General features: G+C 69.5%; 23 protein-coding genes, 3 tRNA genes and 1 rRNA gene. 18 read left to right on the top strand and 9 right to left on the bottom strand.

The window, feature by feature from the left end:
• The first annotated feature begins 210 nt into the window (after positions 1 to 210).
• From AOM07_RS09370 to purM, 6 genes are all read left to right on the top strand, one after another.
• Positions 211 to 1,575, top strand: coding sequence for an ABC transporter substrate-binding protein (locus AOM07_RS09370; protein WP_062313124.1), 1,365 nt, complete (start codon positions 211 to 213; stop codon positions 1,573 to 1,575).
• A 74-nt stretch (positions 1,576 to 1,649) separates the two neighbouring features.
• The gene (locus tag AOM07_RS09365; protein WP_439644921.1) at positions 1,650 to 2,669 is read left to right on the top strand and encodes a carbohydrate ABC transporter permease; all 1,020 of its coding nucleotides are present in this window, start codon (positions 1,650 to 1,652) and stop codon (positions 2,667 to 2,669) included.
• Positions 2,669 to 3,610 carry a carbohydrate ABC transporter permease gene (locus AOM07_RS09360; RefSeq protein WP_062313122.1) on the top strand — a complete coding sequence of 314 codons (942 nt, stop codon included), beginning with the start codon at positions 2,669 to 2,671 and terminating at the stop codon, positions 3,608 to 3,610. Before AOM07_RS09365 ends, AOM07_RS09360 begins: the two co-directional genes overlap by 1 nt.
• A gap of 113 nt (positions 3,611 to 3,723) precedes the next feature.
• Positions 3,724 to 4,038 (top strand): hypothetical protein, encoded by a 315-nt coding sequence (locus tag AOM07_RS09355; RefSeq protein WP_062313120.1) that lies wholly within the window; start codon positions 3,724 to 3,726, stop codon positions 4,036 to 4,038.
• A complete protein-coding gene (gene purF / locus AOM07_RS09350; RefSeq protein ID WP_228374423.1) occupies positions 4,035 to 5,549 on the top strand; it encodes an amidophosphoribosyltransferase in 1,515 nt (504 codons plus the stop codon). The genes AOM07_RS09355 and purF overlap by 4 nt, the downstream gene beginning before the upstream one ends.
• Complete coding sequence (purM, locus tag AOM07_RS09345) at positions 5,546 to 6,661, top strand: phosphoribosylformylglycinamidine cyclo-ligase (protein ID WP_062313116.1); 1,116 nt, start codon at positions 5,546 to 5,548, stop codon at positions 6,659 to 6,661. The genes purF and purM overlap by 4 nt, the downstream gene beginning before the upstream one ends.
• A 445-nt stretch (positions 6,662 to 7,106) precedes the next feature.
• Here the strand turns inward: purM and AOM07_RS09340 are convergent, their stop codons facing one another.
• Positions 7,107 to 7,292: a DUF3073 family protein gene (locus tag AOM07_RS09340; RefSeq protein ID WP_062313114.1), complete on the bottom strand. Its 186-nt coding sequence runs from the start codon at positions 7,290 to 7,292 to the stop codon at positions 7,107 to 7,109.
• 306 nt (positions 7,293 to 7,598) lie between these two features.
• Here AOM07_RS09340 and AOM07_RS09335 point away from each other — a divergent pair, with 306 nt between their 5' ends.
• The 3 genes from AOM07_RS09335 (at position 7,599) to AOM07_RS09325 (ending at position 9,562) form a co-directional block, all read left to right on the top strand.
• The gene (locus tag AOM07_RS09335) at positions 7,599 to 7,796 is read left to right on the top strand and encodes a BldC family transcriptional regulator (protein ID WP_062313112.1); all 198 of its coding nucleotides are present in this window, start codon (positions 7,599 to 7,601) and stop codon (positions 7,794 to 7,796) included.
• Positions 7,797 to 7,970: 174 nt separating this feature from the next.
• Positions 7,971 to 8,507, top strand: a complete 537-nt coding sequence (locus tag AOM07_RS09330; protein WP_062313110.1) for a methylated-DNA--[protein]-cysteine S-methyltransferase — start codon at positions 7,971 to 7,973, stop codon at positions 8,505 to 8,507.
• Positions 8,504 to 9,562 carry a DMT family transporter gene (locus AOM07_RS09325; protein ID WP_062313108.1) on the top strand — a complete coding sequence of 353 codons (1,059 nt, stop codon included), beginning with the start codon at positions 8,504 to 8,506 and terminating at the stop codon, positions 9,560 to 9,562. The genes AOM07_RS09330 and AOM07_RS09325 overlap by 4 nt, the downstream gene beginning before the upstream one ends.
• Here the strand turns inward: AOM07_RS09325 and AOM07_RS09320 are convergent.
• From AOM07_RS09320 to AOM07_RS09305, 4 genes are all read right to left on the bottom strand, one after another.
• Positions 9,559 to 9,939 (bottom strand): phage holin family protein, encoded by a 381-nt coding sequence (locus AOM07_RS09320; RefSeq protein WP_062313106.1) that lies wholly within the window; start codon positions 9,937 to 9,939, stop codon positions 9,559 to 9,561. The two genes, AOM07_RS09325 and AOM07_RS09320, sit on opposite strands and share 4 nt — an antisense overlap.
• A gap of 161 nt (positions 9,940 to 10,100) precedes the next feature.
• Positions 10,101 to 10,176: transfer RNA gene (locus AOM07_RS09315), tRNA-Phe, on the bottom strand.
• 64 nt (positions 10,177 to 10,240) lie between these two features.
• Positions 10,241 to 10,314 (bottom strand) — tRNA-Asp (locus AOM07_RS09310).
• 62 nt (positions 10,315 to 10,376) lie between these two features.
• Positions 10,377 to 10,449 (bottom strand) — tRNA-Glu (locus AOM07_RS09305).
• 137 nt (positions 10,450 to 10,586) lie between these two features.
• Between AOM07_RS09305 and AOM07_RS09300 the strand changes: the two genes are divergently transcribed.
• The gene (locus AOM07_RS09300; RefSeq protein WP_062313104.1) at positions 10,587 to 10,937 is read left to right on the top strand and encodes a metallopeptidase family protein; all 351 of its coding nucleotides are present in this window, start codon (positions 10,587 to 10,589) and stop codon (positions 10,935 to 10,937) included.
• A 26-nt stretch (positions 10,938 to 10,963) separates the two neighbouring features.
• On the opposite strand, the gene AOM07_RS09295 is transcribed toward AOM07_RS09300, so the two are convergent.
• The 4 genes from AOM07_RS09295 to galK form a co-directional block, all read right to left on the bottom strand.
• Positions 10,964 to 11,179, bottom strand: coding sequence for a hypothetical protein (locus tag AOM07_RS09295; protein ID WP_062313102.1), 216 nt, complete (start codon positions 11,177 to 11,179; stop codon positions 10,964 to 10,966).
• Positions 11,180 to 11,267: 88 nt separating this feature from the next.
• Positions 11,268 to 12,569 carry a uracil-xanthine permease family protein gene (locus AOM07_RS09290; RefSeq protein WP_062313099.1) on the bottom strand — a complete coding sequence of 434 codons (1,302 nt, stop codon included), beginning with the start codon at positions 12,567 to 12,569 and terminating at the stop codon, positions 11,268 to 11,270.
• A gap of 207 nt (positions 12,570 to 12,776) precedes the next feature.
• On the bottom strand, positions 12,777 to 13,751 hold the full coding sequence (gene galE, locus AOM07_RS09285; RefSeq protein ID WP_062313097.1) for a UDP-glucose 4-epimerase GalE: 975 nt from the start codon (positions 13,749 to 13,751) through the stop codon (positions 12,777 to 12,779).
• A gap of 38 nt (positions 13,752 to 13,789) precedes the next feature.
• The gene (galK, locus tag AOM07_RS09280; protein WP_439644920.1) at positions 13,790 to 14,956 is read right to left on the bottom strand and encodes a galactokinase; all 1,167 of its coding nucleotides are present in this window, start codon (positions 14,954 to 14,956) and stop codon (positions 13,790 to 13,792) included.
• A 363-nt stretch (positions 14,957 to 15,319) separates the two neighbouring features.
• Between galK and AOM07_RS09275 the strand changes: the two genes are divergently transcribed.
• The 8 genes from AOM07_RS09275 to AOM07_RS09240 form a co-directional block, all read left to right on the top strand.
• Entirely contained in the window at positions 15,320 to 16,342 is a 1,023-nt protein-coding gene (locus AOM07_RS09275; protein WP_169748147.1) for a LacI family DNA-binding transcriptional regulator, read from the top strand.
• Positions 16,343 to 16,765: 423 nt separating this feature from the next.
• Positions 16,766 to 17,473, top strand: coding sequence for an L-ribulose-5-phosphate 4-epimerase (locus AOM07_RS09270; RefSeq protein ID WP_062313093.1), 708 nt, complete (start codon positions 16,766 to 16,768; stop codon positions 17,471 to 17,473).
• The gene (gene araA / locus AOM07_RS09265; RefSeq protein ID WP_062313091.1) at positions 17,474 to 18,988 is read left to right on the top strand and encodes an L-arabinose isomerase; all 1,515 of its coding nucleotides are present in this window, start codon (positions 17,474 to 17,476) and stop codon (positions 18,986 to 18,988) included. It abuts the gene before it with no gap.
• A gap of 470 nt (positions 18,989 to 19,458) precedes the next feature.
• Positions 19,459 to 20,622, top strand: coding sequence for a multiple monosaccharide ABC transporter substrate-binding protein (gene chvE / locus AOM07_RS09260; RefSeq protein ID WP_062313089.1), 1,164 nt, complete (start codon positions 19,459 to 19,461; stop codon positions 20,620 to 20,622).
• Between the two features lie 80 nt (positions 20,623 to 20,702).
• A complete protein-coding gene (gene mmsA / locus AOM07_RS09255) occupies positions 20,703 to 22,259 on the top strand; it encodes a multiple monosaccharide ABC transporter ATP-binding protein (RefSeq protein WP_062313086.1) in 1,557 nt (518 codons plus the stop codon).
• Positions 22,256 to 23,434, top strand: coding sequence for a multiple monosaccharide ABC transporter permease (mmsB, locus tag AOM07_RS09250; protein WP_062313083.1), 1,179 nt, complete (start codon positions 22,256 to 22,258; stop codon positions 23,432 to 23,434). The genes mmsA and mmsB overlap by 4 nt, the downstream gene beginning before the upstream one ends.
• A 144-nt stretch (positions 23,435 to 23,578) precedes the next feature.
• Positions 23,579 to 24,592, top strand: coding sequence for a LacI family DNA-binding transcriptional regulator (locus AOM07_RS09245; RefSeq protein WP_369401212.1), 1,014 nt, complete (start codon positions 23,579 to 23,581; stop codon positions 24,590 to 24,592).
• A gap of 616 nt (positions 24,593 to 25,208) precedes the next feature.
• A 16S ribosomal RNA gene (locus AOM07_RS09240) occupies positions 25,209 to 26,022 on the top strand; the annotation flags it as partial.

The raw sequence follows: 26,022 nt of genomic DNA, 5'->3' as shown, positions 1-26,022 counted from the left end.
GCCGCGCATCGTCCCAGGTCACGCGCGAGTAACGATTGGGAGGCGCTCCGGCAACCGCGGTTGCGGCACCCTGTCGCGAGAGGCTACGTTCGATGCAAGCGCTTGCGTCGATGCGGATGCGGTCTCTTCGTCGATTCGGGCGCGGCTCCGTGGGTGCCGTCGTCAGCGGTACGCACGGGCGCAGCTCAACGAAGAGGAGGCGCATTACCCATGAATCGACGTTTCATCCTGCCGGTCGCCGCGCTTGCGGTGGGCGGCCTTGTTCTTGCCGGATGCTCCGGCGGAGACGACGACGGCAGCTCGGGCGGCTCGTCCGACGGTGCCATGGCCGAGGGCTGTGAGGCCTACGCCGACTACGGCATGCACGACGGCGAGACCGTCCAGGTCTACTCGACCATCCAGGAGCAGGAGGCCGACGACCTCGTGACCTCCTTCGCCCAGTTCGAGGAGTGCACGGGCATCACCGTGGACTACGTCGGCACCCAGGAGTTCGAGACCCAGATCAACGTCCGCGTCGAGGCCGGCGACCCGCCGAACCTCGCGATCATCCCCCAGCCCGGTCTGCTGCAGCGCCTCGTCGAGGCGGGCGCCGTGATGGAGGCCCCGGAGGCCGTCGCGGCCAACGTCGACGAGTTCTGGTCCGAGAGCTGGAAGGAGTACGGCACCTTCGACGGCACGTTCTACGCCGCGCCGCTGATGGCCTCGGTCAAGGGCTGGGTCTGGTACTCGCCCACCGACTTCGCGGACAACGGCTACGAGGTTCCCGCGACGTGGGACGAGATGATGGCGCTCACCGACGAGATGGCGGCCCGCTCCGCGGACAACCCGCAGTACCGTCCGTGGTGCATCGGCTTCGAGTCCGGCGACGCGACGGGCTGGCCGGGCACGGACTGGATCGAGGACATCGTCCTCCGTCAGTCGGGTGCCGAGGTCTACGACCAGTGGGTCGCGGGCGAGGTGAAGTTCTCCTCCGACGAGATCAAGGAGGCCTTCGACACCTTCGGTGAGATCGCGCTCAATGCCGACTACGTCAACGGCGGCTTCGGCGGTCCCGAGTCGATCATCTCGACCTCGTTCAACGACGGCGGTCTGCCGATCCTCGACGGGAACTGCTCGATGCACCACCAGGCGTCGTTCTACGAGGCCCAGTGGCCCGAGGGCACCACGGTCGCCGAGGACGGCGACGTGTGGGCGTTCCTCACCCCGCCGATGGCCGAGGGCGACCCGGCAGGCGTCACGGGTGGCGGCGAGTTCGTCGCGGCCTTCGACTCCGACCCGGCGACGGTCGCGCTGCAGACCTTCATGTCCTCGGACACGTGGGCCAACGAGCGCGTCTCGCTCGGCGGCGTGATCTCCGCCAACACCGGTCTCGACCCGGCGAACGCGAGCTCGCCGATCGGCCAGGCGGCCATCGAGATCCTGCAGGACCCGGAGACCGTCTTCAAGTTCGACGCCTCCGACCTCATGCCGGCAGCCGTCGGTGCCGCGTCCTTCTGGACCGGCATCACCGACTGGGTCAACGGCACGCGTGACACTGACGATGTGACCTCGTTCATCGACAGCACGTGGCCGTAAGGTGAGAGGAGGGTGCCGGTCGGCCTCCCGCCGACCGGCACCCTCGCATCCTGCTGAGAGAGGAGTCGACAATGATGTCGACACTGACCTTCCCGGCCATGCAGCTGGCCGGGCGCAACGACAACTTCTGGGCCGATGCGGGGAGCAAGTTGGGTGGGGCGGCCGTCGCCATCGTCATCTTTCTCGCCGTCGTCGGCCTTCTCATGTTCTTCGCCGATCGCGCGCCGAAGAAGGGGCGCGACTTCATCCAGCTCACGCTCTTCGTCGCCCCGGCCCTGCTGCTGCTCGCGACCGGCCTCATCTGGCCCGCGATCCAGACCATGTGGCAGTCGGTCACCGATCGTGACGGCACCTGGGTGGGCCTCGACAACTTCCAGACCGTCTTCACCGACCCGACGATGCTCACGGTGCTGCGCAACACCGTGATCTGGGTCCTGATCGTCCCGATCGCGTCGACCGCGATCGGTCTCGCCTATGCGGTCTTCATCGACCGCTCCAAGGGCGAGAAGATCCTCAAGTCCCTGGTCTTCATGCCCATGGCCATCTCGATGGTCGGTGCGTCCATCATCTGGGGCTTCATGTACACGTACCGCGCCGAGGGCTTCGACCAGATCGGATTCCTCAACCAGGTGCTCGTATGGCTCGGCGGGACACCGCATCAGTTCCTCAACGTGCCGCCCTGGAACACGTTCTTCCTCATCCTGGTGTTCGTCTGGATCCAGACAGGCTTCGCGATGGTCGTGCTGTCCGCGGCCATCAAGGGCGTTCCCACGGAGCTGCACGAGGCCGCGTCGCTCGACGGCGCGAGCGGGTGGCAGCGCTTCTGGTCCGTGACGGTGCCGTGGATCCGCGGTGCGCTCGTCGTGGTCCTCACCACCATCACCATCGCGACCCTCAAGGTCTTCGACATCGTCCGCACCATGACCGGCGGCCAGTTCGAGACCTCGGTGGTCGCGAACGAGATGTACTCGCGCGCCTTCCGGCTCGGTCAGCCTGCGATCGGCGCCGCGCTCGCCGTCGTGCTGTTCGTGATGGTCATCCCGATCATCGTCTACAACGTCAGGACGCTGCGCCAGCACAGGGAGGTCCGCTGATGTCCACGCCCACCCCGCCCCGCACGGACGTCGACGCCGACCTCGGCGGCATCGCGGCCTCCGAGCAGCCGAAGGCCAAGCGCGTCAAGAAGCGGCTCACGTCGCGCGGCGCGACGGCCGCGGCGATCGTCATCGCGATCCTGTGGACCATCCCGACCTTCGGGCTCGCGATCTCGTCCTTCCGTCCCGAGCGCGAGGTGAAGACCACCGGATGGTGGACCATCTTCGAGAACTGGGGATGGACGTTCGACAACTACAACACGATCCTGTTCGAGTCCGGCGCGTCGTCCGCGAGCCTCGGCTCGTACTTCATCAACTCGTTCGTCATCACCATCCCGAGCACCGTCTTCGCGCTCGTGCTCGCGTTGATGGCCGCGTACGCTTTCGCCTGGATCCCGTTCAAGGGTGCGTCGTGGCTGTTCGTCATGGTGTTCGCGCTGCAGATCGTGCCGCTCCAGATGGCGCTGATCCCGCTGCTGCGGATCTTCAACTACGACTGGATCGACATCTCCGGCACGTTCGCCGCGGTGTGGGTCGCGCACACGATCTTCGGGCTCCCGCTCGCGATCTTCCTGCTCCACAACTTCATCTCGGAGATCCCGAGGGACGTCATGGAGGCCGCGAAGGTCGACGGCTCGAGCCACACGCAGACGTTCACGCGCATCGTGCTGCCGCTGTCGGTGCCGGCGATCGCGTCGCTCGCGATCTTCCAGTTCCTGTGGGTCTGGAACGACCTGCTCGTCGCGCTGGTGTTCTCCGGCGGCACGGTGAAGACCGCGCCGCTCACCCAGCGTCTCGCGGAGTTCGCCGGTGACCGAGGATCCGACTGGCAGCTGCTCACGGCAGCCGCGTTCGTGTCGATCATCGTGCCTCTCATCGTGTTCTTCTCGCTGCAGAGGTACTTCGTCCGCGGTCTGCTCGCCGGCTCCACGAAGGGGTGACCCGGGGCCGACGAGCACGAGGGGGGACCGGGGAGGGGCCGGGGGTCGCACAGGCCCCCGGCCCCGTCTCACGCCCGTCCCGCGCCCGCACGGGCACCGCCTAGACTTGCTCCGTGAGCGACCTCCCCCCGCACGAGAGCGCGTCCGACGTCCCCGAGCCGCCGCCCGAGGACCTCGCCAGCGTGGCCGTCCCCGCGACGGTGCGCCGGTCGCCCCGCTTCGGGAGCTTCATCGGCACCGGCGTGGGCGCGGGCATCCTCGTCGCCGCGGTCCTCGCGACCTTCCTTCCCAACTCGACCGGCGTGGGGCGCTTCCTCGTGTTCCTCGTCCTGGCGCTCGGGCTGTGCCTGCTCGGCGCCGTGGTCGGCGGCGCGGTGGCCACGAGCCTCGACCGCGCATCGTCCTCCCGAACGGAGCATGGCCGATGACCCAGCGACGCCCCGACGGCACACCCATGACCGCCCGCCGGGGCGGCGATGGCCGCCTCAACCACGATCTCCTGCCGGGCGAGACCACGCCCCAGGACGAGTGCGGCGTGTTCGGCGTCTTCGGGCCCGGCGAGGAGGTCGCCAAGCTCGCGTACTTCGGCCTCTACGCGCTCCAGCACCGCGGCCAGGAGTCCGCGGGCATCGCCACGTCGAACGGCGACAACATCCTCGTCTTCAAGGACATGGGCCTGGTGTCGCAGGTGTTCGACGAGGGCGCGCTCGAGGCGCTGCAGGGCCACATGGCGGTGGGCCACACGCGCTACTCGACCACCGGCGCGTCCGTGTGGGCCAATGCGCAGCCGACGCTCGGCCCAACCGCCCACGGCACCATCGCGCTCGGCCACAACGGCAACCTCACCAACGTCCAGGAGCTGCTCGAGCTGCTCATCGCCCGCGAGGGCATGGCCAAGCGCCTCGACCTCAAGGGCGGCAAGTGCACGGACACGGCGATCGTGACCGCGCTGCTCGGGGCCGAGGGCTTCGACTCGCTCGAGGACGTCGCGATGGACCTGCTGCCCCAGGTCGAGGGCGCCTTCTCGTTCGTGTGGATGGACGAGCACCGCATGTACGCCGCGCGCGACCCGCAGGGCTTCCGCCCGCTCGTGCTCGGCAAGCTCAAGAGCGGCGGCTGGGTGGTCGCCTCGGAGACGGCGGCGCTCGACATCGTGGGCGCCTCGCTCGAGCGCGAGGTCGAGCCGGGCGAGCTGCTCGTCATCGACGAGACGGGCGTGCGCACGCGCCGCTTCGCGGAGGCCGACCCCAAGGGCTGCATCTTCGAGTACGTCTACCTCGCGCGCCCGGACACGACGATCGCGGGCCGGTCCGTGCAGGCCGCGCGCCTCGCGATGGGCCGCACGCTCGCGAAGGAGCACCCGGTCGAGGCCGATCTGGTCATCCCGGTGCCGGAGTCCGGCACGCCCGCCGCCGTCGGCTACGCGCAGGCCTCGGGCATCCCGTTCGCGCAGGGCCTGGTGAAGAACTCGTACGTGGGTCGCACCTTCATCCAGCCCTCGCAGACGCTGCGCCAGCTGGGCATCCGCCTCAAGCTCAACCCGCTGCGCGAGGTCATCGCCGGCAAGCGCCTCATCGTGGTCGACGACTCGATCGTGCGCGGCAACACGCAGCGCGCGCTCGTGGCGATGCTGCGCGAGGCCGGCGCCGCCGAGGTGCACGTGCGCATCTCCTCGCCGCCGGTGCAGTGGCCGTGCTTCTACGGCATCGACTTCCCCACGCGCGACGAGCTCGCGGCCGTGGGCCACAGCATGGACGAGGTGCGCCGCCAGATCGACGCGGACTCCCTCGGCCACATCTCGCTCGAGGGCATGCTCGAGGCGACGGAGCAGGCCGAGTCGCGCCTGTGCACCGCCTGCTTCACCGGCACCTACCCGGTCGAGCCGCCCGTCAACGCCCGGCACCTGCTGGTGTCGCAGCCCGTGGAGGTCTCCTCGTGAGCTCTGTCCCGTCCGAAGGCCTGACCTACGCCGCCGCCGGCGTCGACACGGAGGCCGGCGACAAGGCCGTCGAGCTGATGAAGGCGGCCGTGGCGAAGACCCACGGACCCGAGGTGCTCGGCGGCGTGGGCGCGTTCGCGGGCCTGTTCGACGCCTCGGCGCTCAAGGCCTACGACCGGCCGCTGCTCGCCTCGTCCACCGACGGGGTGGGCACCAAGATCGTGATCGCGCGTGCGCTGGGCGTGCACGACACGATCGGCCAGGACCTGGTCGCGATGGTCGTGGACGACATCGTCGTGTGCGGCGCGAAGCCCCTGGTGATGACCGACTACATCGCGTGCGGCCGCGTCGTGCCGGAGCGCATCGCGGACATCGTGCGAGGCATCGCAGAGGGCTGCGAGATGGCGGGCGTCGCGCTGGTCGGCGGCGAGACCGCGGAGCACCCCGGCGTGATGGAGCCGGACGACTACGACGTCGCGGGCGCCGCGATCGGCGTGGTCGAGGCCTCGCGCCTGCTGGGCCCGGAGCGCGTGCGCGCGGGCGACGTCGTGGTCGCGATGGCGTCCTCGGGCCTGCACTCGAACGGGTACTCGCTCGTGCGCCGCGTCGTCGAGCACGCCGGCTGGTCGCTGTCGACGGTGGTGCCGGAGCTGGGCCGCACCGTCGGCGAGGAGCTGCTCGAGCCCACCCGCATCTACTCGCAGCTCTGCGTCTCGATGGCCGAGTCCTTCGACGGCCTGCGCGCCTTCTCGCACGTCACCGGCGGCGGCCTCGCGGCCAACCTCGCGCGCGTGCTGCCCAAGGGTCTGGCGGCGTCCGTCGCGCGCGACGCGTGGGACCTGCCGGCGGTGTTCTCCGTGGTGCAGGCCGCCGGGTCCGTGCCGTGGAACGACCTCGAGTCGACGCTCAACATGGGTGTCGGCATGGTCGCCGTGGTGGCGCCCTCCGAGGCGGACGCGCTCATCGCCGCCTCCGCGGCGGCGGGCGTGCCCGCGTGGACGCTCGGCACCGTGGGCGCCGACGCCGGCCTGCCGACGGGCCCGGACGTGGTCCGCGGCGCCAAGGGCGTCGACGGCGGAACCGTGGTGCTCTCGGGCACGTACCGGGCCTAGTTCCCGGGCAGGGGGCGCTCGCGCCCGCCCGCCCGGCGTACGCAACCGGCGTACGCAACCCGGCTCGTCGGCTCGCGCCAGGGACGATGCGGCACGCACCGGGTCCTGTGCGCCGGTTGCGTGCGGCACCCGTCTTGACCCCGAGCCGACGGAGCGGCCTGAGCTCCGCGACGTCGCCCAGACGGTGCAGCGCGGTGGCGGGGTCCATGGGGCCCAGGCTTCACGGCCCGGGCCGCACGTGTTCGTCGAGGACGGCGCGCGGGGGAGAGAGGCCGCAGCTGGCCGGGCTGTGCTCATCGGCAGCGCCGGACGCCTGGCTCGACCGAACCGGCGTACGGATCCGCGGTCGGCTCGCGGCAGCAGGCAGAACGCGCACGAGCAGGCGTGCGTACGTCGGTTGCGTCAGCCGGGCATGCGGCAGACCGGAGCGCGAGCGCGCGAGGACTCAGTCCTCGTCGTCCGCCCAGCGATCGTAGTAGTCGTCCGAGTCGTCCGACGGTGCAGGGACGGGCGCGCTTCCGTCGCGGCTGATCAGCTCACGCTCGAGCTCACGGAGGTCGCCCCCGTGGTTCGTGTACTTGAGCTGACGAGCGATCTTCGCGTCCTTAGCCTTCTGACGGCCTCGCCCCATGTCGCCGTCCCTCCCGGTCTCGCGCGCCTCTTCAACGGGCGCTGCCTCGTCATTCCTGCCCTACTTTACAACGCGTGTCCAGTACGTTGCGACCTCCCTGGGACGCCCCTGTGGAGACCAGGTGCGTCCGCGCGAGGTGCTCCCTGCACGAGAAGCATGAGACGCTTGCGCGACACGCCGAATGTGACACAAATCGCATATACGGGAAAACTTGGCGCTTCGCCGTCATAATCGGTTCCGTCGGGCGTCTCATACCGCACACAGCCTCCCCGAGGCGCATCGACGGACGACTGAGGGATAGAACTGATGACTGAAACTGTCCAGGAGCCTGAGAAGCTGCTCACGCCTTCCGAGGTTGCCGCGATCTTCCGCGTCGACCCTAAAACCGTCACCCGTTGGGCGAAGGTCGGGAAGCTGAGCTCGATCCGTACGCTCGGGGGCCACCGTCGCTTCCGCGAGGCCGAGGTGCAGGCGCTCCTCGCTGCCGCGCAGGAAGGCCGCTAGGCCCTCCTCGCTGTTGAGGAGAGCGCTCTCCCCACGAGAGCGTCTCGACGCACGGTGACGTGCGGCGTCGAACCGCGTGCGCGGGCCGTCTGAGGGCGGACCCGCGACCGCGGTTCCACAGCCGCGTCCGATCGCCGCCACCGCGATGTCGGTGCCGCGACGTAGCCTGCTGCCATGGCAGAGGCCCCGCTCGTCGCATCGTCCTTCGACACGCCCTTCGGCACCCTGACGGTGCTCGCGACGCCCGAGGACGGCGTCGTGCGCTCGTCCGGCTTCCGGCCGATGCGCGACACCGTCGCCGCGCTCCCGTCGCGCCTGCAGGCGCGCGGGCTCGTCGAGGGCGACGTGCCCGGCGTGGCGGCTGCGATCGACGCCTGGCTCGCGGGCGACGGCGACGCGATCACCCGCATCCCGGCCGCGCAGGACGGCGGACCGTTCTTCCAAGAGCTGTGGGCGCAGCTGCGTACCGTCCCCTCGGGCAGCTCGGTGAGCTACCAGGAGCTCGCCGCCATGGCCGGGCGGCCACGCGCGATGCGCGCCGCGGGCACGGCCTGCGCGCGCAACAACATCGCGCCGTTCGTGCCATGCCACCGCGTCGTCAAGTCCGGCGGCGCGCTCGGGAGCTACGGCTTCGGGGGCGAGGGCATGAAGGCCGCGATGCTCGCGCTCGAGGGCGAGCGCACGGTGGACGATGCGCGGGTGACGCGATGACGCAGGCGCCGGCCCGCGCGTGGGTGCCGGCGTTCGTCATCGCGGCGACCTCGTGGGGCTCGAGCTTCCTCTTCATCTCGCTCGCGCTGCGCGGCCTCGACCCGGTGCAGGTGGGCTTCGGCCGCGTCCTCATCGGCGCGGCCGTCCTGTGGACGATGCTGCTCGTCACCCGCCACCGCCCGCGGCTCTCCCGTGGCGACGTGGCGCGCATCGGCGTGGTCGCGCTCGGCCTGTCGACCGTGCCCTTCGTGCTCATCCCTCTCGCGCAGCAGCACATCACCTCGATCCTCGCGAGCCTGCTCAACGCGACCACGCCGCTGTGGACCGCGCTGTTCGTCGCGCTGCTCATCCCGCACGAGCGTGCCAGCCGCGCGCAGGTCGCGGGCCTCGTCCTGGGCGCCGCCGGCATCGCCGTGCTCCTGGGGGCGTGGAACGTCGACGGGATCCCGCTCCTCGGCGCGGCCCTCATGCTCGGCGCGACCGCGTGCTACGGCATCGGCTCGACCATGTCCCGCATGCTGCTCACGCGCGTCCACGAGGGCCCCACGGCGCTCTCGGCGGTCCAGATCGCGATCTCCGCTGTCCTGCTGCTGCCGGTGGCGCTCGTGGCCCCGGCGCCCGATCCGGGCGTCCTCGCGCTGTCCTCGGAGGTGCTGTGGGGGCTGCTCGCGCTCGGCGTGCTCGGCACGAGCTTCACGTACGTGATGTTCTGGCGGGTCGTGAAGCTTGCGGGGGCGACCACGGCCGCCTCCGTCACCTACGTCGTGCCGGTGGTGGCGACGGTGCTCGGCATCCTCGTGCTCCACGAGGAGCTCCGGTGGCACGAGCCGGTCGGCGCGGTGATCGTGCTCGCGGGCGTGTGGCTCGCGCAGCGGACGCCACGGCCGCGGCCCTCCGCGGAGGGACCGGCGCAGGTCGCGATTCCGCAGGGAGCGGCGCAGGACGCCCTTCCACCGGCCGCGCCCGCCGTGGGCGTGGAGACGAGCATGGCGCAGCCGGACGAGGAGCGCGCCGAGCAGACGCGCGAGGGCGACGCGGGAGCGGCGCCGGCCTAGTTGAGGCCGACGACCTGCTTGACGTTGTCGATCGACTCGTGGGGCGTGAGGTCCTTGTTCTTCTTGATCAGCGCGTTGCCGATGAGCACGAGGATCAGCACGATGACCAGCAGGCCGCCCGCGACGGTGAGCGCGGCGAGCCACGCGGGCCACACGGTCGCGAGGCCCAGCACCGCGGCGGCCACGAGCACGCCGCTCGCGAAGAAGCCGAAGATGCCGGCGCCGACGAAGAGGCCGACGCCCACGCCGATGCCCTTGAGCTTCGAGGCGATCTCCTGCTTCGCGCGCTCGAACTCGGTCTTGATCACCGCCGAGATGCGGCCGAGCAGGCCGGCGACGATCGCGTTGACGAAGTAGCGGCCGAAGTTGTCGGACATCTGGCACCTCCAAGCGGGATAGTCCCTAGTCAATCCTGTATCGGCAGCCCACCGCAAATGCGTGAGCCCAGGATTCTCGGGGGTTGAGCGCGGAGGGAGGGTGGGAGCACGCCTCGCCGGGGGACGAGAAAGCCCCCGGAGGCGATCCTCCGGGGGCTTGATGGTGGCTCCGACGGGCGTCGATCCCGTGACCTCACGATTTTCAGTCGTGCGCTCTACCAACTGAGCTACAGAGCCTTTGCGCAGGGGCGTCCCCCTACTTGAGACGAAAGCCCCTCCGTGAGAAGGGGCTCGCGTACCGCGACCCTGACGGGACTTGAACCCGCGACCTCCGCCGTGACAGGGCGGCGCGCTAACCAACTGCGCTACAGGGCCTTGATTCTCGCGTTCCCGCGAGCAAGACGTATGAAGTTTAGACCATCTCGGACCCGACTCCGTACCCCCAACGGGATTCGAACCCGTGCTACCGCCGTGAAAGGGCGGCGTCCTAGGCCGCTAGACGATGAGGGCTCGCATCCACGCTAGGAATCCTTGCGTCGAGGCCTAGAAAACTATAGGGGTAATGGAGCGAAAAATCCAATCGAGGATGTACCAGCGACGATGCGCGGGACGCCGATCGCGCCTCGGCGCCGTGGGAGCATCGGGGCATGGTGCAGATGACGCGCGAGGAATTCGAGTCGGCCGTCGAGGACGCGATCGACGCGGTCCCCGACGAGCTCCTCGACCTCATCGACAACTGCGTGATCCTCGTCGAGGACGAGCCCGAGGGCGACGACAAGGACCTGCTGGGCCTGTACGACGGTGTGGCCCTCACCGAGCGCGGCGACCTCTGGGGCGGCGCGCTCCCGGACCGCATCCTCATCTACATGAACCCGACGCTGCGCATGTGCGAGGACGTCGAGGACGTGCGCGACGAGGTCGCCATCACGGTGGTCCACGAGATCGCCCACCACTTCGGGATCGACGACGCGCGGCTCCACGAGCTCGGCTGGGACTGAGCGCGGCGGGCCCGGTGCCGCGGGGGTCAGCCCACCGGCTGCCACCCCTGGCGCTCGAGGTCGTGCACGAGCTTCCTGAGGACGCCCTCGGCCTCCGCCTCGGACTCGCACACCTCCCACCCCTGGTGCGGCGGCCGGTCGGGCTGCGACGAGTCGGTCGTGGTGATGACGATCGTGCAGCCGTCGTCCTCGACGCTGAACGTGCGCACCTGGGTGCCGTGTGCGAGGGAGAGGGGCTCCATCCGTTCAGGCTAGACCCGGCGACGCGCCCCCGGACGTGACGATGCCCCGGCCGCCTCCTGCCGAGGCGACCGGGGCATCGTGCCGTGGCTAGTGCTCGTCGCCCTCGACGAAGGCGGGCGAGGCGACCGCGTCGTCGGCGTGACGCCAGCGGGTGATCGCGGCCATGACGTGGTACGTCACGAGCGCCGCGGCGGTGCCGAGCGCGATGCCCTCGAAGGTCATGTCGCCGGCGACCCAGGTGTAGTTGGCGGCACCCACGACGAGCGCGATGCCCGCGGACATGAGGTTGACGGGATTGCCGAAGTCGACCTTGCCCTGCGCCCAGATGCGCGCGCCGAGCACCGCGATCATGCCGAAGAGCACGGTCGCGAGGCCGCCGAGCACGCCGGTCGGGGTCGCGGCGATGAGCGCGCCGAACTTGGGCGACAGGCTCAGCAGCAGCGCGAAGCCGGCGGCGACCCAGTAGGCCGCGGTCGAGTACACGCGGGTCGCGGCCATGACGCCGATGTTCTCGGCGTACGTGGTGGTGCCGGAGCCGCCGCCGAGGCCCGCGACCGTGGTCGCGAGGCCGTCCGCGAGCAGCGCGCGGCCGGTGACGGGGTCGAGGTCGTCGCCGGTCATCGCGGCGACGGACTTCACGTGGCCGATGTTCTCCGCGACGAGCACGAGCACGACCGGGATGAAGAGCGCGAGGACAGTGAGGTCGAACTGCGGGGCCGTGAACTCGGGCAGGCCGAACCAGGCGGCGTCGCCGACGGCGGACAGGTCGTACTCGCCCCGCAGCGCCGCGACGATGCCGCCGACGACGGTGCCGAGCAGGATCGACAGGCGGCCGAGGATGCCGCGGAACAGCACCGTCACGATGACCACCGAGGCCGCGGACACGAGCGCGGTGCCGATCGAGGCCTGGACCATGCCCCACGCGGCGGGCGCGAGGTTGAGGCCGATGAGCATGACGATCGAGCCGGTCACCACGGGCGGCATCGTGATCTCGATCCAGCGCGTGCCGGCGAAGTGGACCACGGCGCCGACGAGCGCGAGCAGCAGGCCGGTCATGACGATGCCGCCGAGCGCGACGCCCATCCCGCCCGAGGCCTGGGCCGCGGCGATCGGGGCGAGGAACGCGAAGCTCGAGCCCAGGTACGAGGGCAGGCGGTTGCCGGTGATGATGAGGAAGAGGACCGTGCCCACCGCGGAGAAGAACAGCGTGGTGGTGGGCGGGAAGCCGGTGATGACGGGCACGAGGAACGTCGAGCCGAACATCGCGAGCACGTGCTGCGCGCCGATGCCGATCGTGCGCGGCCAGCTGAGGCGCTCCTTGGGGGCCACGGCCTCGCCGGGGCTGACGGATCTGCCGTCGCCGTGGACGGTCCAGGTCATGATGCTCATGGTTCTCCTTGATGCGGGGGAGGGGTGAGGACTGGGTGGGAATCTAGTCGGGCTCGCGGGCGTCCGCGCGCGCGAAGGTCCCCCACACGCCGACGGCCCGCACGGATCTCGGGACGACACGCCGGCCGCAGCCGGCGCATCGTCCCCTCGCCGCGGCGCGTCGCGGCACGTTCCGTGCGGACCGTCGGGACGGGAAGGGGGGGCGGGTCAGCCCTTGGGGTGCGAGGCCCAGGCGCTGTCGACCATCTGCTGGACGGTGTACCGCATCCGCCAGTCGAGGTCGCGGGTGGCGAGCGTGCCGTCGGCGACGATCTTGGCCGGGTCGCCGGGACGGCGCGGGCCCTCGACGGGCGTCTTGTCGGTGCCGGTGGCGGCGACCATCGCGTCGACGATCTCCCGCACCGACGTGCCGGCGCCCGAGCCGAGGTTGTAGACCGGCTCGAGCGCGTCCCCGGCCTCGAGGCGCTGCGCCGCCACGACGTGCGCGGCCGCGAGGTCGCTCACGTGGACGTAGTCGCGCACGCACGTCCCGTCGGGCGTGGGGTAGTCGGTGCCGTTGACCTGCGGCGCCTTGCCCGCCTGGATCGCGAACAGCACCTTGGGGAACAGGTTGTGCGGCGACGCGTCCCAGATGTCCGCGTAGCCCGAGCCGACGACGTTGAAGTAGCGCAGGCTCGTCGCGGCGAGCGGGGCGCCGGCCATGGTGGTCGCGACGATCTGGTCGCGGATGAGCCACTCGCCGATGAGCTTCGACTCGCCGTAGGGCGACTCGGGCGTGGTGGGGGTGGTCTCCGTGACGACGTCGACGCCCGAGTTGCCGTACACGCCCGCCGACGAGGAGAAGACGAGGCGGGTGACGCCCGCGCGCTCCATCGCCTCGAGCAGGGACCGGGTGCCCTCGACGTTGATGCTGTAGTTGAGCAGCGGGAACTTCACGGACTCGCCCGCGTACTTGTAGCCGGCGCAGTGGATGACGCCGGTGACTCCGTGCTCGCGCAGGGCCGCCTCGACGGCATCGGTGTCGAGGATCGAGGCCTTGATGAACGGCACGTCCTCCGGCACGAAGGACTCGACTCCGCTGAACAGGTCGTCGACGACGACGGGGGCGATGCCGGCCTCGCGCAGTGCGCGGACGACGTGGGCGCCGATGTAGCCGGCGCCGCCGGTGACGAGCCAGGTCATTTCTCTCCTTGGGTGAGGCGGGGGCGGTGCGGGTCGGGTCAGAGGTCGCGGTGCGCGCCCGCGGACGGGTTGACCACGAAGATGATGGGCGCGGTGAAGCCGGCCTCGGCGAAGGCCGCCTCGATCGCGGCCTCCACCTCCTCGGCGCGGTTCGCGTCGATGAGCGCGATGGCCGCGCCGCCGAACCCGCCCCCGGTCATGCGCGCGCCGATGGCGCCGTTCGCCAGGGCGCTCTCGACCGCGAGGTCGAGCTCGGGCACCGAGATCTCGAAGTCGTCGCGCATCGAGGCATGCGAGGCGACGAGCAGGTCGCCGATGGCGCGCGGGCCGTCGGCGGCGACGACCTCCGCGGTGCGGGCGACGCGCCCGTTCTCGGTGACGACGTGCTTGACGCGGCGGAACGTCTCGTCGTCGAGCACCTCGACGGCGCGGGGGAGGTCCGCCTCGGTGAGGTCGCGCAGCGAACCCACGCCCATGGCGGCGGCGCCGTCCTCGCACGACTTCCGGCGGGCGCCGTAGCCGCCCGTCGCGTGCTCGTGGTGGACGCGGGTGTCGATGACGAGCAGCTCGAGGTCCTCGTCGGCGAAGTGCAGCGCCACCGGGTCCGCGGTCTCGGCGCGCACGTCGATGAGGACGCCGTGGCCGGCCTCCCCCATGAGCGAGGCGGTCTGGTCCATGTTGCCGGTCGGCGCGCCGACGGCGCCGTTCTCCGCGAGCTGGCAGATGTAGATGAGCTCGCGGCGGGTGAGGCCCAGCTCCCACTCGTCGTTGAGCGCGATCGCGACCGCGCACTCGATGGCGGCGCTCGACGACAGGCCCGCGCCGAGCGGCACGTCCGAGGCGAGCATGATGTCGAAGCCGGTGCGGCCCGCGAGGTCGACGCCGCGCTGCTCCATGGCCCACACGACGCCGAACACGTACGCGCTCCAGCCGTCGAAGCGCTCGGGGCCGAGCTCGTCGAGCGAGGCCTGCGCGGGCTCGGGCATCGCGCCGGAGTGCACGGTGAGCATGCGGTCGTCGCGGCGGCCCATCGCGGCCCACGTGCGGCGCTCGATCGCGAACGGGAACACTAGGCCGTCGTTGTAGTCGGTGTGCTCGCCGATGAGGTTGACGCGGCCGGGCGCGGACCACACGCCGTCGGGCCGGCGTCCGTAGCGGTCCTCGAAGGCCTGAGCGGTGGACTCGGGCGAGGGGATGTCGATCACGGTTCCTCCATCGGATGCTGCGGCCGGCGCGGGCTACCCGTGGCGCCCGCGTCCATGCTCCCATGGGGGCCACGGGTGCTGCGAGGCGTCTCGAGGCGCCCGTGCGGGCGCCCTGCCGGTGGTGATGACCACGATGTTATCGTCAACATGGCGGGCGGCGGTACGGGACCGAGGTCCCCGCGGCGGGTCCCGCCGCGGCGCGGCGAAGGCATGCCGCACCGACCGTCGACCGGCCTCGCGAGGTCCGCGGGGGACGATGCCCGGGGCGGGTGGCGGGACGAGGCGCGGGGCGCTCCCGTCGGCCGGGCGCGCGGGACCTCCTCCCCGCATCGTCCCTGCAGGTCGTGGGCTAACCTGACCGCCATGACACCCGAGCGTCCAGCCTCGCTGAGCAAGTCGGGCCGCGGCCCGAGCATGCACGACGTCGCGGCGCGCGCGGGGGTCTCGCACCAGACGGTGTCGCGCGTGCTCAACGACTTCCCGGGCATCCGGCCGGAGACGCGCGAGCGCGTGCTCCAGGCGATCCGCGACCTCGGCTACCGCCGCAACATGGCCGCGCGGGCGCTCGCGACCGGGCGCTCCGAGGTCATCGGCGTGATCATGCCCGAGGTGCCGCACTTCGGCCCCACGAGCACGCTCTACGCGATCGAGCACGCCGCCAAGCGGGTGGGCTTCAAGCCGCTCATCACGACCGCGTCGTGGGAGCCCTCGTCGATGGGGCAGGCGCTCGACTTCCTGCTCGCGCGCTCGGTGGACGCGCTGGTCGTGATGGCGCAGCACCCGGACGTGCTCGCCGCCGTCGAGACCACCACGGACGTCCCGGTCCTCTACGTCCTCACGGGGAACTCGCACGCCGAGCGCTCGGTCGCGGTCGACCAGGTCGCGGGCACGCGGCTCGCGCTCGAGCACCTCTACGACCTGGGGCACCGCCGCTTCCAGCACATTACGGGGATCGCCGGGCTCACCGAGGCCCAGCTGCGCCGCGACACCTTCCTCGCGTTCCTCGACGAGCGCGGGCTCGAGCGGCTGCCGATCCTCGAGGGCGACTGGAGCGCCGACGCCGGCTACCGCGCGGGGCTCGCCGTCGAGGAGGGTGTCACCGCGCTGTTCTGCGCGAACGACCCCATGGCCATGGGCGCGATCCACGCGCTCGAGGAGCGGGGCCTCACCGTGCCCGACGACGTCTCGGTGGTCGGCTTCGACGACGTCCCCGAGTCCGGCTACGCGCACCCCGCGCTCACCACGGTCCACCAGGACTTCACCGAGGTGGGCCTGCGCGCGGTCACGGCGCTCATGGAGATCATCAACGGCCGCGAGCCGGGCGAGCTCGAGTCCGTCGAGCCGTGGCTGGTCGTGCGCGACTCCACGGCGCCCGCGCCGGGCTGAGCCCGCCGCCGGCACGGGGCCGACCGCCGCGGGAGCGGGCTCGTGCGACGACCTCCGAGACCCGGCGGGTGCCGGGCGACCGGCGCATCGTGCCTCGCCGCGCGGACGCCGCGAGCCTGGGCTAGCGTGAGGCACGGCGGGCGGGACGAACGGCCCGCGGACGTTGTTGACGGACCGGTATGTTAACGTTAAAACCAACGATCGACACGCTGCGCGAAGGGGCCAGGATGGTTGAGCAGAGCACCGCTCCGACCAGCGGCGCTCAACGCGGCGCGCGGTCAGGGGCGGCCGCCACCGACCTCCCCTCGAAGGGGCGCCAGCCCCGCACCACCACCGCTCTCACGTCGACGCGACGCGCGTCGTGACGCGGCACGAGTCCCAGCGAGGCCACGGCGGCCTCAGAGAGGTTAAGGAGTCCATCTCGTGACAAGCTTCACCGCTGAGCAGGTCAGCGCGATCCGCAAGAGTCGAGAGAGGGTCGCGAAGCTCCACGGCGAGCTCACCCGCTACAACCTCGTCATCTGGACGGGCGGCAACGTCTCGGAGCGCGTGCCCGGCACGCAGCACTTCGTCATCAAGCCCTCGGGCGTCGACTACGACGACCTGACCCCGGACAACATGGTCCTGTGCGACCTCGACGGCAACGTGGTGCCCGGCACGCCCGGCTCGGACCGCAGCCCCTCGTCCGACACCGCCGCGCACGCGTACGTGTACCGCGCGATGCCGCACGTCGGCGGCGTCGTCCACACCCACTCGACCTACGCGACCGCGTGGGCCGCCCGCAACGAGCCCATCCCGTGCCACATCACCGGCATGGCGGACGAGTTCGGCGGCGAGATCCCCGTCGGCCCGTTCGCGATCATCGGCGACGACTCGATCGGCCGCGGCATCGTCGCGACCCTCGAGGGCCACCGCTCGCGCGCGGTGCTCATGGCCAACCACGGCCCCTTCACGATCGGCAAGGACGCGCGCGACGCCGTCAAGGCCGCCGTCATGTGCGAGGACGTCGCCCGCACCACCCACATCGCCCGCCAACTGGGCGAGCTCGTCGAGATCCCCCAGGAGAAGATCGACGCGCTGTTCGACCGCTATCAGAACGTCTACGGCCAGAAGCCGCAGGGAGGCATGTAAGTGACCAGCATCGTTCCCAACCTCGCCGAGTACGAGGTCTGGTTCCTCACCGGAAGCCAGACCCTCTACGGCGATGAGGTCCTCAAGCAGGTCGCCGACCAGTCGACCGAGGTCGTCGAGACGCTCAAGGCGTCCGGCGACGTCCCCGTGACCCTCGTGTGGAAGCCCGTCGTCAAGTCGCGCGACGAGATCCTCGAGACGATCATGGCCGCCAACGCGGACCCCAAGGTCATCGGCGTCATCACCTGGATGCACACCTTCTCCCCGGCGAAGATGTGGATCGCGGGTCTCAACGCGCTCCAGAAGCCGCTGCTCCACCTCGCCACCCAGGCCAACCGCGAGCTGCCGTGGGCGTCGATCGACTTCGACTTCATGAACCTCAACCAGGCCGCGCACGGCGACCGCGAGTACGCGTACATCGAGTCGCGCATGAACGTCGCCCGCACCACCGTCGTCGGCCACCCGTCGACGCCCGCCGTGTCGCAGCGCATCGGCGTGTGGTCGCGTGCCGCCGCCGGCGCCGCCGCCGCGAAGAACCTCAAGGTCGCGCGCTTCGGCGACAACATGCGCTTCGTCGCCGTCACCGAGGGCGACAAGACCGAGGCCGAGGTCAAGCTCGGCGCGCAGATCAACACGTGGGGCGTCAACGAGCTCGTCGAGCGCGTGGACGCGGTGGACGATGCGGCGGTCGACGCGCTCATCGAGACCTACCTCGCCGAGTACGACGTGGTGCCCGAGCTGCTCCCGGGCGGCGAGCGCCACCAGTCGCTGCGCGACGCGGCCGCGATCGAGGCCGGCCTGCGGTCCTTCCTCGAGGAGGGCGGCTTCGGCGCGTTCACCGACACCTTCGAGGACCTCGGCGGCCTCAAGCAGCTGCCCGGCCTCGCGGTCCAGCGCCTCATGGCCGACGGCTACGGCTTCGGCGCGGAGGGCGACTGGAAGACCGCGATCCTCGTGCACCTCTGCGCGGTGATGGGTGCCGGCCTGCCCGGCGGCTCCTCGCTCATGGAGGACTACACGTACCACCTCGTGCCCGGCGAGGAGCTGTCGCTCGGCGCCCACATGCTCGAGGTCAACCCGGCGCTGTCGTCGAAGAAGGCGCGCCTCGAGATCCACCCGCTCGGTATCGGCGGCAAGGAGGACCCGGTGCGCCTGGTCTTCACCGCCGACGCGGGCGAGGCCGTGGTCGTGGCGCTGTCCGACATGCGCGACCGCTTCCGCCTCGTGGCGAACGTGGTCGACAACGTCGACCTGCCCGAGCCCATGCCGAACCTCCCGGTGGGCCACGCGGTGTGGACGCCCCGCCCGGACTTCACCACGGCGGTCGCGTCGTGGCTGCAGACCGGCGGCGCGCACCACACGGCGATGTCGAACCAGATCGGCATCGACGTGATCAAGGACTTCGCGAAGATGGTGGGCATCGAGCTCCTCGTCATCGACGAGGACACCACGTACGAGGGCTTCGAGCAGCAGATCCGCTGGAACAACGCGTACTACGCGATGGGCGGCCGCTGACCCCAGCGCGCGTCCCAGGAAGGCCCCGGCTCCGGCCGGGGCCTTCCGTCGTCTCCGGGGTCGTGCGAAGGCCGGGCACGATGCGCTGGGCGGGGGCGGGGACGATGCGCCGGGCGGCCCGGGGCGTGGCCCGGGGCGTGGCCCGAGGGCGGCGCCGCGGGCGGCGGCGCGGGTGGTCCCAGGGCGGTCCGTCGGCGGCGCCACCGGCCGCTCCCGACGCTCGACCGCGGCCCTCTCGAGGCTGGGCCCAAGGTCCCGGGTCGGCCCGCCGCGCGCATCGGCACGGCATGTCGCAAACCTGTAACCGCTCCCAGTCAAAGCGCGAAGCCCCTGGTAAACCTATTTAATTCAAGGTGTCACAGGCTTGTGACCGCATCGTGACGAATAAGGTTTGACTCTGCGTGTGAACGCAAACACACTGTGAAGCGCACGGCTCGCGATGGCGCGGGCCGGTATCTCGAGGAGGAGATATGAAGTTCAGGAAGTTCCTGGCGGCAGGCGCCGGTGCGGCGCTCGCGTTCAGCCTCGCGGCGTGCTCCGGCGGCGGTGCGGGCAGCAGCTCGGACAGCTCGGCTTCGGGCGACGACGGCGCGATGATGGAGGAGGGCGGCACCATCGGTGTCGCGATGCCCACCCAGACCTCGTCCCGCTGGATCGCCGACGGCGACGCGGTCAAGTCGGGTCTCGAGGAGCAGGGCTTCGAGGTCGACCTGCAGTTCGCGGCCGACGACATCCCGACGCAGTCGCAGCAGATCGACAACATGATCACCAACGGCGTGAAGGCGCTCATCATCGCGGCCATCGACGGCACCGCGCTGTCGAGCCAGCTCCAGGCCGCCGCGGACGCGGGCATCCCGGTCATCTCGTACGACCGCCTCATCCGTGACTCGGAGAACGTCGACTTCTACGTGACCTTCGACAACTACAACGTCGGCGTGCAGCAGGCCACCTCGCTGCTCGTGGGCCTCGGCCTCCTCAACGAGGACGGCTCGGAGGGCGACGCGTCGGGTCCGTTCAACGTCGAGCTCTTCGCCGGCTCGCTGGACGACAACAACGCTCACTTCTTCTGGCAGGGCGCCATGGACACGCTCCAGCCCTACATCGACGAGGGCACCCTCGTGGTCCCGTCGGGTCAGATGGACATCGAGCAGGCCGCCACGCTGCGCTGGCAGCAGGAGACCGCGCAGAAGCGCATGGAGGACCTCCTGACCGGCAACTACGTGGGCACCGACAAGAAGGTCGAGGGCGTGCTGTCCCCGTACGACGGCCTGTCGCGCGGCATCATCACGGCGCTCCAGAACAACGGCTACTCCGGCACCGTCGAGGACGGCTTCCCGGTCGTGACCGGTCAGGACGCCGAGGTCGAGTCCGTCAAGCTGATCGTGGACGGCGTGCAGTTCTCCACGATCTTCAAGGACACCCGCAAGCTCGCCGAGCAGGCCGTCGTCGCGGCGACCGCCTACCTCAACGGTGAGGAGCCCGAGGCGAACGACACCGAGACCTACGACAACGGCGTGAAGGTCGTGCCGTCGTACCTCCTCGAGTCGGACATCGTCTACATGGACAACGTGACCGAGCTGCTGATCGACTCCGGTTACTGGACCCAGGAGCAGGTCGACAAGGGCGTGGCCTAAGTCGACGGCGGTGCCGGCTCCCAGGAGCCGGCACCGCTGCTCCCTCCCCTCCGACCCCTCTCACACCATGGAGGTGAGACATGCCGAAGCACATCCTTGAGATGCGGAAGATCACCAAGACCTTCCCCGGCGTCAAGGCGCTCTCCGAAGTCGAGCTCAGCGTGATCGACGGCGAGATCCACGGCATCTGCGGCGAGAACGGCGCAGGCAAGTCAACGCTGATGAAGGTCCTCTCGGGCGTCTATCCGTACGGCACTTACGAGGGCGACATCGTCTTCGACGACGAGGTCCAGAAGTTCCACTCGATCCCGGACTCCGAGCACAAGGGCATCGTCATCATCCACCAGGAGCTGGCGCTGATCCCGTACCTCTCGGTCGCGGAGAACATCTTCCTCGGCAACGAGCGCCGCGGGAAGAACGGGATGATCGACTGGAACCAGACCAACCACGACGCCATGCGCCTGCTCGAGCAGGTCGGCCTCGACGAGAACCCCACGACCCCGGTCAACCAGCTGGGTGTGGGCAAGCAGCAGCTCATCGAGATCGCGAAGGCGCTGTCCAAGGACGTGCGGCTGCTCATCCTCGACGAGCCCACCTCGGCGCTCAACGACGACGACTCGGAGCACCTGCTCGGTCTCCTGCGCACGCTGAAGGAGCGCGGGATCACGTCGATCATGATCTCCCACAAGCTCAACGAGATCCAGGAGGTCTGCGACCGCACCACCATCATCCGCGACGGTCACACCATCGAGACCATCGACGTGGTGAACGAGGCCGGCATCCAGGACCGCATCATCCGCGGCATGGTGGGCCGCGATCTCACCAACCGGTACCCGAAGCGCGAGCACGTCGTCGGCGACGAGCTCTTCCGCGTCGAGGACTGGACCGTCTACCACCCGACCCAGCCGGGCCGCGTCGTGGTCGACAACGCATCCTTCAACGTCCGCAAGGGCGAGGTCGTCGGCATCGCCGGCGTCATGGGCGCCGGCCGCACGGAGCTCGCGATGAGCCTCTTCGGCCGGTCCTACGGCCGTGACATCTCGGGTCGCATGTACATGCACGGCGAGGAGATCCACGTCCGCGACGTGTCCGAGGCGATCAAGAACGGCCTCGCGTACGCGACCGAGGACCGCAAGCGGTACGGGCTCAACCTCATCGACGACGTCCGTCGCAACATCTCGTCGGCCGCCCTGTTCAAGCTCGCCAAGCGCGGCTGGGTGGACGGCAACAAGGAGATCAAGGTCGCGGAGGAGTACCGCGGCTCGATGAACATCAAGACGCCGTCGGTCATGCAGACCGTCGGCAACCTCTCGGGCGGCAACCAGCAGAAGGTCGTGCTGTCCAAGTGGATCTACTCGGACGCCGAGGTGATGATCCTCGACGAGCCGACGCGCGGTATCGACGTCGGTGCGAAGTACGAGATCTACACGATCGTCAACCGGCTGGTCGCAGCCGGCAAGGCGGTCATCATCATCTCGTCCGAGCTGCCCGAGCTGCTCGGCACGTGCGACCGCATCTACACCCTCGCGTTCGGCGTGGTCACCGGCGAGGTGCCGGTCGCCGAGGCCACGCAGGAGGGGCTCATGACCCTGATGACTCAGGAGAAGGCAACCAAGGACAAGGAGGTCCGGGCATGACCGGCACAGCGAACATCCGGGAATTGCTCACGCGGAACATTCGTACGAGCGGCATCTACATCGCGTTCGTCGCGATCGTGGCGCTGTTCTTCTTCCTCACGGGAGGTACGTCGCTCAGCCCGCAGAACGTCACCAACCTGGTGCTGCAGTACTCCTACATCCTGATCCTCGCGATCGGCATGGTGATGGTCATCATCGCCGGCCACATCGACCTGTCGGTCGGATCGGTCGTCGCCGTGACAGGCGCGATCTCGGCGGTGCTGGTGATCAAGCACGACGTGCCGTGGTGGGGCGGCGTGCTCGCCGCGCTCGGCACCGGCGTGCTGATCGGGGCCTGGCAGGGCTTCTGGGTCGCGTTCGTCGGCATCCCGGCGTTCATCACGACGCTGGCGGGCATGCTCCTGTTCCGCGGCCTCACGCTGCTGGTGCTCGGCAACATCTCGCTGTCGCCGTTCCCGGCGCAGTACCAGAAGATCGCGAGCGGCTTCCAGAACGGGTTGTTGGGAGGTGACGGGTACGACGTCTTCACGCTCGTCGTGTTCGGCGTCGCGGTCGCGGGCTACTTCTTCTCCGCATGGCGTACGCGCAGCCAGCGCATCGCCTACGAGCAGCCGGTCGAGGCGTTCCCGCTCTTCATCGTCAAGCTCGTCGTGGTCGCCGCGGTGGTCATGTGGTTCGCCTGGCAGCTCGCCAACGCGCGCGGCCTGCCGAACGTCCTCATCATCCTCGCGATCCTGGTCATCGCCTACTCGCTCGTGACGCAGCGCACCGTGTTCGGTCGCCACGTCTACGCGGTCGGCGGCAACCTCGCGGCGGCGATGCTCTCCGGCGTCAAGGTCCGCTGGGTCAACTTCGGCGTCATGCTCAACATGGGCGTCCTCGCCTCGGTCGCGGGCATCGTGTACTCGTCCCGCTCGAACGGCGCGCAGCCGGCCGCCGGAAACATGTTCGAGCTCGACGCGATCGCCGCCTGCTTCATCGGTGGCGCCGCCGTCACCGGTGGTGTGGGTCGCGTGACCGGCGCCATCGTCGGTGGTCTGATCATGGCGGTGATGTCGAACGGCATGCAGCTCATGGGCGTCGACCAGTCCGTGCAGTCCGTGGTCAAGGGCCTCGTGCTGCTGCTGGCGGTCGCGTTCGACGTCTACAACAAGCGCCGCGCGGGCGCTCGCTAAGCACCGCGTCGCTGGAGGGGCCCCGGTTCGCCGGGGCCCCTTTCGCGTGCGGACGATGCGCGGGGCGACACGCGCACGCGGCACGGGTCCGCACTGAGAGCGGTACTAGTCCATACTCGTAGTCGTACAAGAGGAGAGCTGCCAGTGACGAAGCCCCGAGGACGCCGGCCCACCATCGACGATGTGGCCCGCGAGGCCGGGGTGTCGCGCGGCACCGTGTCGCGGGTCCTCAACGGAGGCCACTGGGTCTCGGAGTCCTCGCGGGCGCAGGTCGACCGCGCGATCCGGGTGACCGGTTACCGCATCAACCCGCACGCCCGCTCCCTCGCCACGAGCCGCACGGGCTCGATCGGATTCCTCCTCACGGAGTCCTACGAGCGGTTCTTCGCGGACCCCAACTTCCTCAAGATCCTGCGCTCGTGCGCGGACGCGCTCGCCGAGCACGGCATGACGCTCGTGCTCATCATGGCCGACACGCTCGAGGAGCGGGGGCGCGCGACCGAGTACCTCACCGGCGGGCACGTCGACGGCGCGCTCGTCGTCTCGTCGCACAGCGGCAGCCAGGAGTTCCTCGCGACGCTGCTGCAGGCGCAGCTCCCGGTGATCTCGGCCGGCGTGCCGCTCGGCTTCGAGGACCGCGTGGGCTTCGCGACCGCGGACGACGAGGGCGGCGCGCGCGCCATGGTCGAGCACCTGCGCGCGAGGGGACGCACGCGGATCGTCCACATCGCGGGGCCGCAGGACACCTCGGGAGGCACCTCGCGCCTGCGCGCCTTCCGCGACCTCATGGGGGAGGCGTTCTCCGAGGACCTCGTCGCGTACGGGGACTACGGCAGGGAGTCGGGACGGCACGCGATGCGTGAGCTGCTCGCGCGTGAGATCCCGTTCGACGCGGTCTTCTGCGCGAACGACCTCATGGCAGCGGGCGCGATGGACGTGCTGCGGTCCGCCGGCATCGCCGTCCCCGAGGACGTCGCGGTGGCCGGCTTCGACGATGCGCCGGTCGCCCTCGAGACCGAGCCGCCGCTCACGACCGTGCGCCAGCCCTTCGACCGCGTGAGCGCGGAGATGGTGAGGCTGCTGATCGACGAGATCGACGGCAAGCCCGCGGGCCGGGTCACGGTGCCCACCGAGATCGTGGAGCGGGGCACCGTCTAGCCCCGTCCGGGGCCGACAAGATTCCTCGGGCGATTTCTGTGCCAGCCGGCTCGGGCGCGAGGCCCACGACCGGCCCCTTCCTGTATCTACCAGCACCATCACCGGCGACACGCCCGAGATCCCGGTGATTTGACGGTGGGGGCGGGGGTGCGTAATGTTTTCACCTGTCGCCGACGAGGAACGCGCCAGGCAGGGACTGAACAAGGTCCTGCAGGAGACGCCCCGGTGACGATGATCCGATGGAAGCGGCGGGCATTCGTGCCCCGCACCACTCGAAGGATCACCGACGAGCTCTTGTTCGTTTCTTTGGTGGAAAGTCAGGCCCGAGGGGCCGATTTGACACGGGGAAATGATGAGAGTAAGTTAGAAGGGTTGCCCCGAGCGAGGTCCTGAATAAGGGTCGAGGCGGTGCGCGTCCGAAACTTGAGAACTCAACAGTGTGCCACATGTCGATGCCAAAACCCGGCATCCCTTCGTTTGAGGGGGTGCAGGATTCCTTTGGTAGACAACGAAATGTCAGCAATGATGTTTTGTTCGATGTCAGAGGTCAAATAAGTCTTTTCGGAGACGTACTCTGTAATGTTGTATGCCACGTTTTGTGGTTGTACGCCATTCATTTACGGAGAGTTTGATCCTGGCTCAGGACGAACGCTGGCGGCGTGCTTAACACATGCAAGTCGAACGGTGATGAAAGAGCTTGCTTTTTCTGATCAGTGGCGAACGGGTGAGTAACACGTGAGTAACCTGCCCCAGACTCTGGGATAACCTCGGGAAACCGGGGCTAATACCGGATACGCGACTCCACCGCATGGTGAGGGTTGGGAAAGTTTTTCGGTCTGGGATGGACTCGCGGCCTATCAGCTTGTTGGTGAGGTAATGGCTCACCAAGGCGACGACGGGTAGCCGGCCTGAGAGGGCGACCGGCCACACTGGAACTGAGACACGGTCCAGACTCCTACGGGAGGCAGCAGTGGGGAATATTGCACAATGGGCGCAAGCCTGATGCAGCGACGCCGCGTGGGGGATGAAGGCCTTCGGGTTGTAAACCCCTTTCAGCAGGGAAGAAGCGAAAGTGACGGTACCTGCAGAAGAAGCGCCGGCTAACTACGTGCCAGCAGCCGCGGTAATACGTAGGGCGCAAGCGTTGTCCGGAATTATTGGGCGTAAAGAGCTCGTAGGCGGTCTGTCGCGTCTGCTGTGAAATCCCGAGGCTCAACCTCGGGCCTGCAGTGGGTACGGGCAGACTAGAGTGTGGTAGGGGAGACTGGAATTCCTGGTGTAGCGGTGGAATGCGCAGATATCAGGAGGAACACCGATGGCGAAGGCAGGTCTCTGGGCCACAACTGACGCTGAGGAGCGAAAGCGTGGGGAGCGAACAGGATTAGATACCCTGGTAGTCCACGCCGTAAACGGTGGGCACTAGATGTGGG

The organism is Demequina rhizosphaerae (assembly GCF_000971255.1).
Lineage (GTDB): Bacteria > Actinomycetota > Actinomycetes > Actinomycetales > Demequinaceae > Demequina > Demequina rhizosphaerae.
This window is presented reverse-complemented; position numbering and strand designations above follow the sequence as displayed.

Bases quoted from the DNA above. Each gene is read 5' to 3' on its own strand.
- AOM07_RS09360 (WP_062313122.1), top strand. From the start codon at position 2,669: ATGTCCACGCCCACCCCGCCCCGCACGGACGTCGACGCCGACCTCGGC.
- chvE (WP_062313089.1), top strand. From the start codon at position 19,459: ATGAAGTTCAGGAAGTTCCTGGCGGCAGGCGCCGGTGCGGCGCTCGCG.
- AOM07_RS09340 (WP_062313114.1), bottom strand. From the start codon at position 7,292: ATGGGGCGAGGCCGTCAGAAGGCTAAGGACGCGAAGATCGCTCGTCAG.
- AOM07_RS09330 (WP_062313110.1), top strand. From the start codon at position 7,971: ATGGCAGAGGCCCCGCTCGTCGCATCGTCCTTCGACACGCCCTTCGGC.
- mmsB (WP_062313083.1), top strand. From the start codon at position 22,256: ATGACCGGCACAGCGAACATCCGGGAATTGCTCACGCGGAACATTCGT.
- AOM07_RS09365 (WP_439644921.1), top strand. From the start codon at position 1,650: ATGTCGACACTGACCTTCCCGGCCATGCAGCTGGCCGGGCGCAACGAC.
- galE (WP_062313097.1), bottom strand. From the start codon at position 13,751: ATGACCTGGCTCGTCACCGGCGGCGCCGGCTACATCGGCGCCCACGTC.
- AOM07_RS09275 (WP_169748147.1), top strand. From the start codon at position 15,320: ATGACACCCGAGCGTCCAGCCTCGCTGAGCAAGTCGGGCCGCGGCCCG.
- AOM07_RS09370 (WP_062313124.1), top strand. From the start codon at position 211: ATGAATCGACGTTTCATCCTGCCGGTCGCCGCGCTTGCGGTGGGCGGC.
- AOM07_RS09325 (WP_062313108.1), top strand. From the start codon at position 8,504: ATGACGCAGGCGCCGGCCCGCGCGTGGGTGCCGGCGTTCGTCATCGCG.
- AOM07_RS09295 (WP_062313102.1), bottom strand. From the start codon at position 11,179: ATGGAGCCCCTCTCCCTCGCACACGGCACCCAGGTGCGCACGTTCAGC.
- AOM07_RS09335 (WP_062313112.1), top strand. From the start codon at position 7,599: ATGACTGAAACTGTCCAGGAGCCTGAGAAGCTGCTCACGCCTTCCGAG.
- AOM07_RS09290 (WP_062313099.1), bottom strand. From the start codon at position 12,569: ATGAGCATCATGACCTGGACCGTCCACGGCGACGGCAGATCCGTCAGC.
- AOM07_RS09300 (WP_062313104.1), top strand. From the start codon at position 10,587: ATGGTGCAGATGACGCGCGAGGAATTCGAGTCGGCCGTCGAGGACGCG.
- AOM07_RS09320 (WP_062313106.1), bottom strand. From the start codon at position 9,939: ATGTCCGACAACTTCGGCCGCTACTTCGTCAACGCGATCGTCGCCGGC.
- purF (WP_228374423.1), top strand. From the start codon at position 4,035: ATGACCCAGCGACGCCCCGACGGCACACCCATGACCGCCCGCCGGGGC.
- mmsA (WP_062313086.1), top strand. From the start codon at position 20,703: ATGCCGAAGCACATCCTTGAGATGCGGAAGATCACCAAGACCTTCCCC.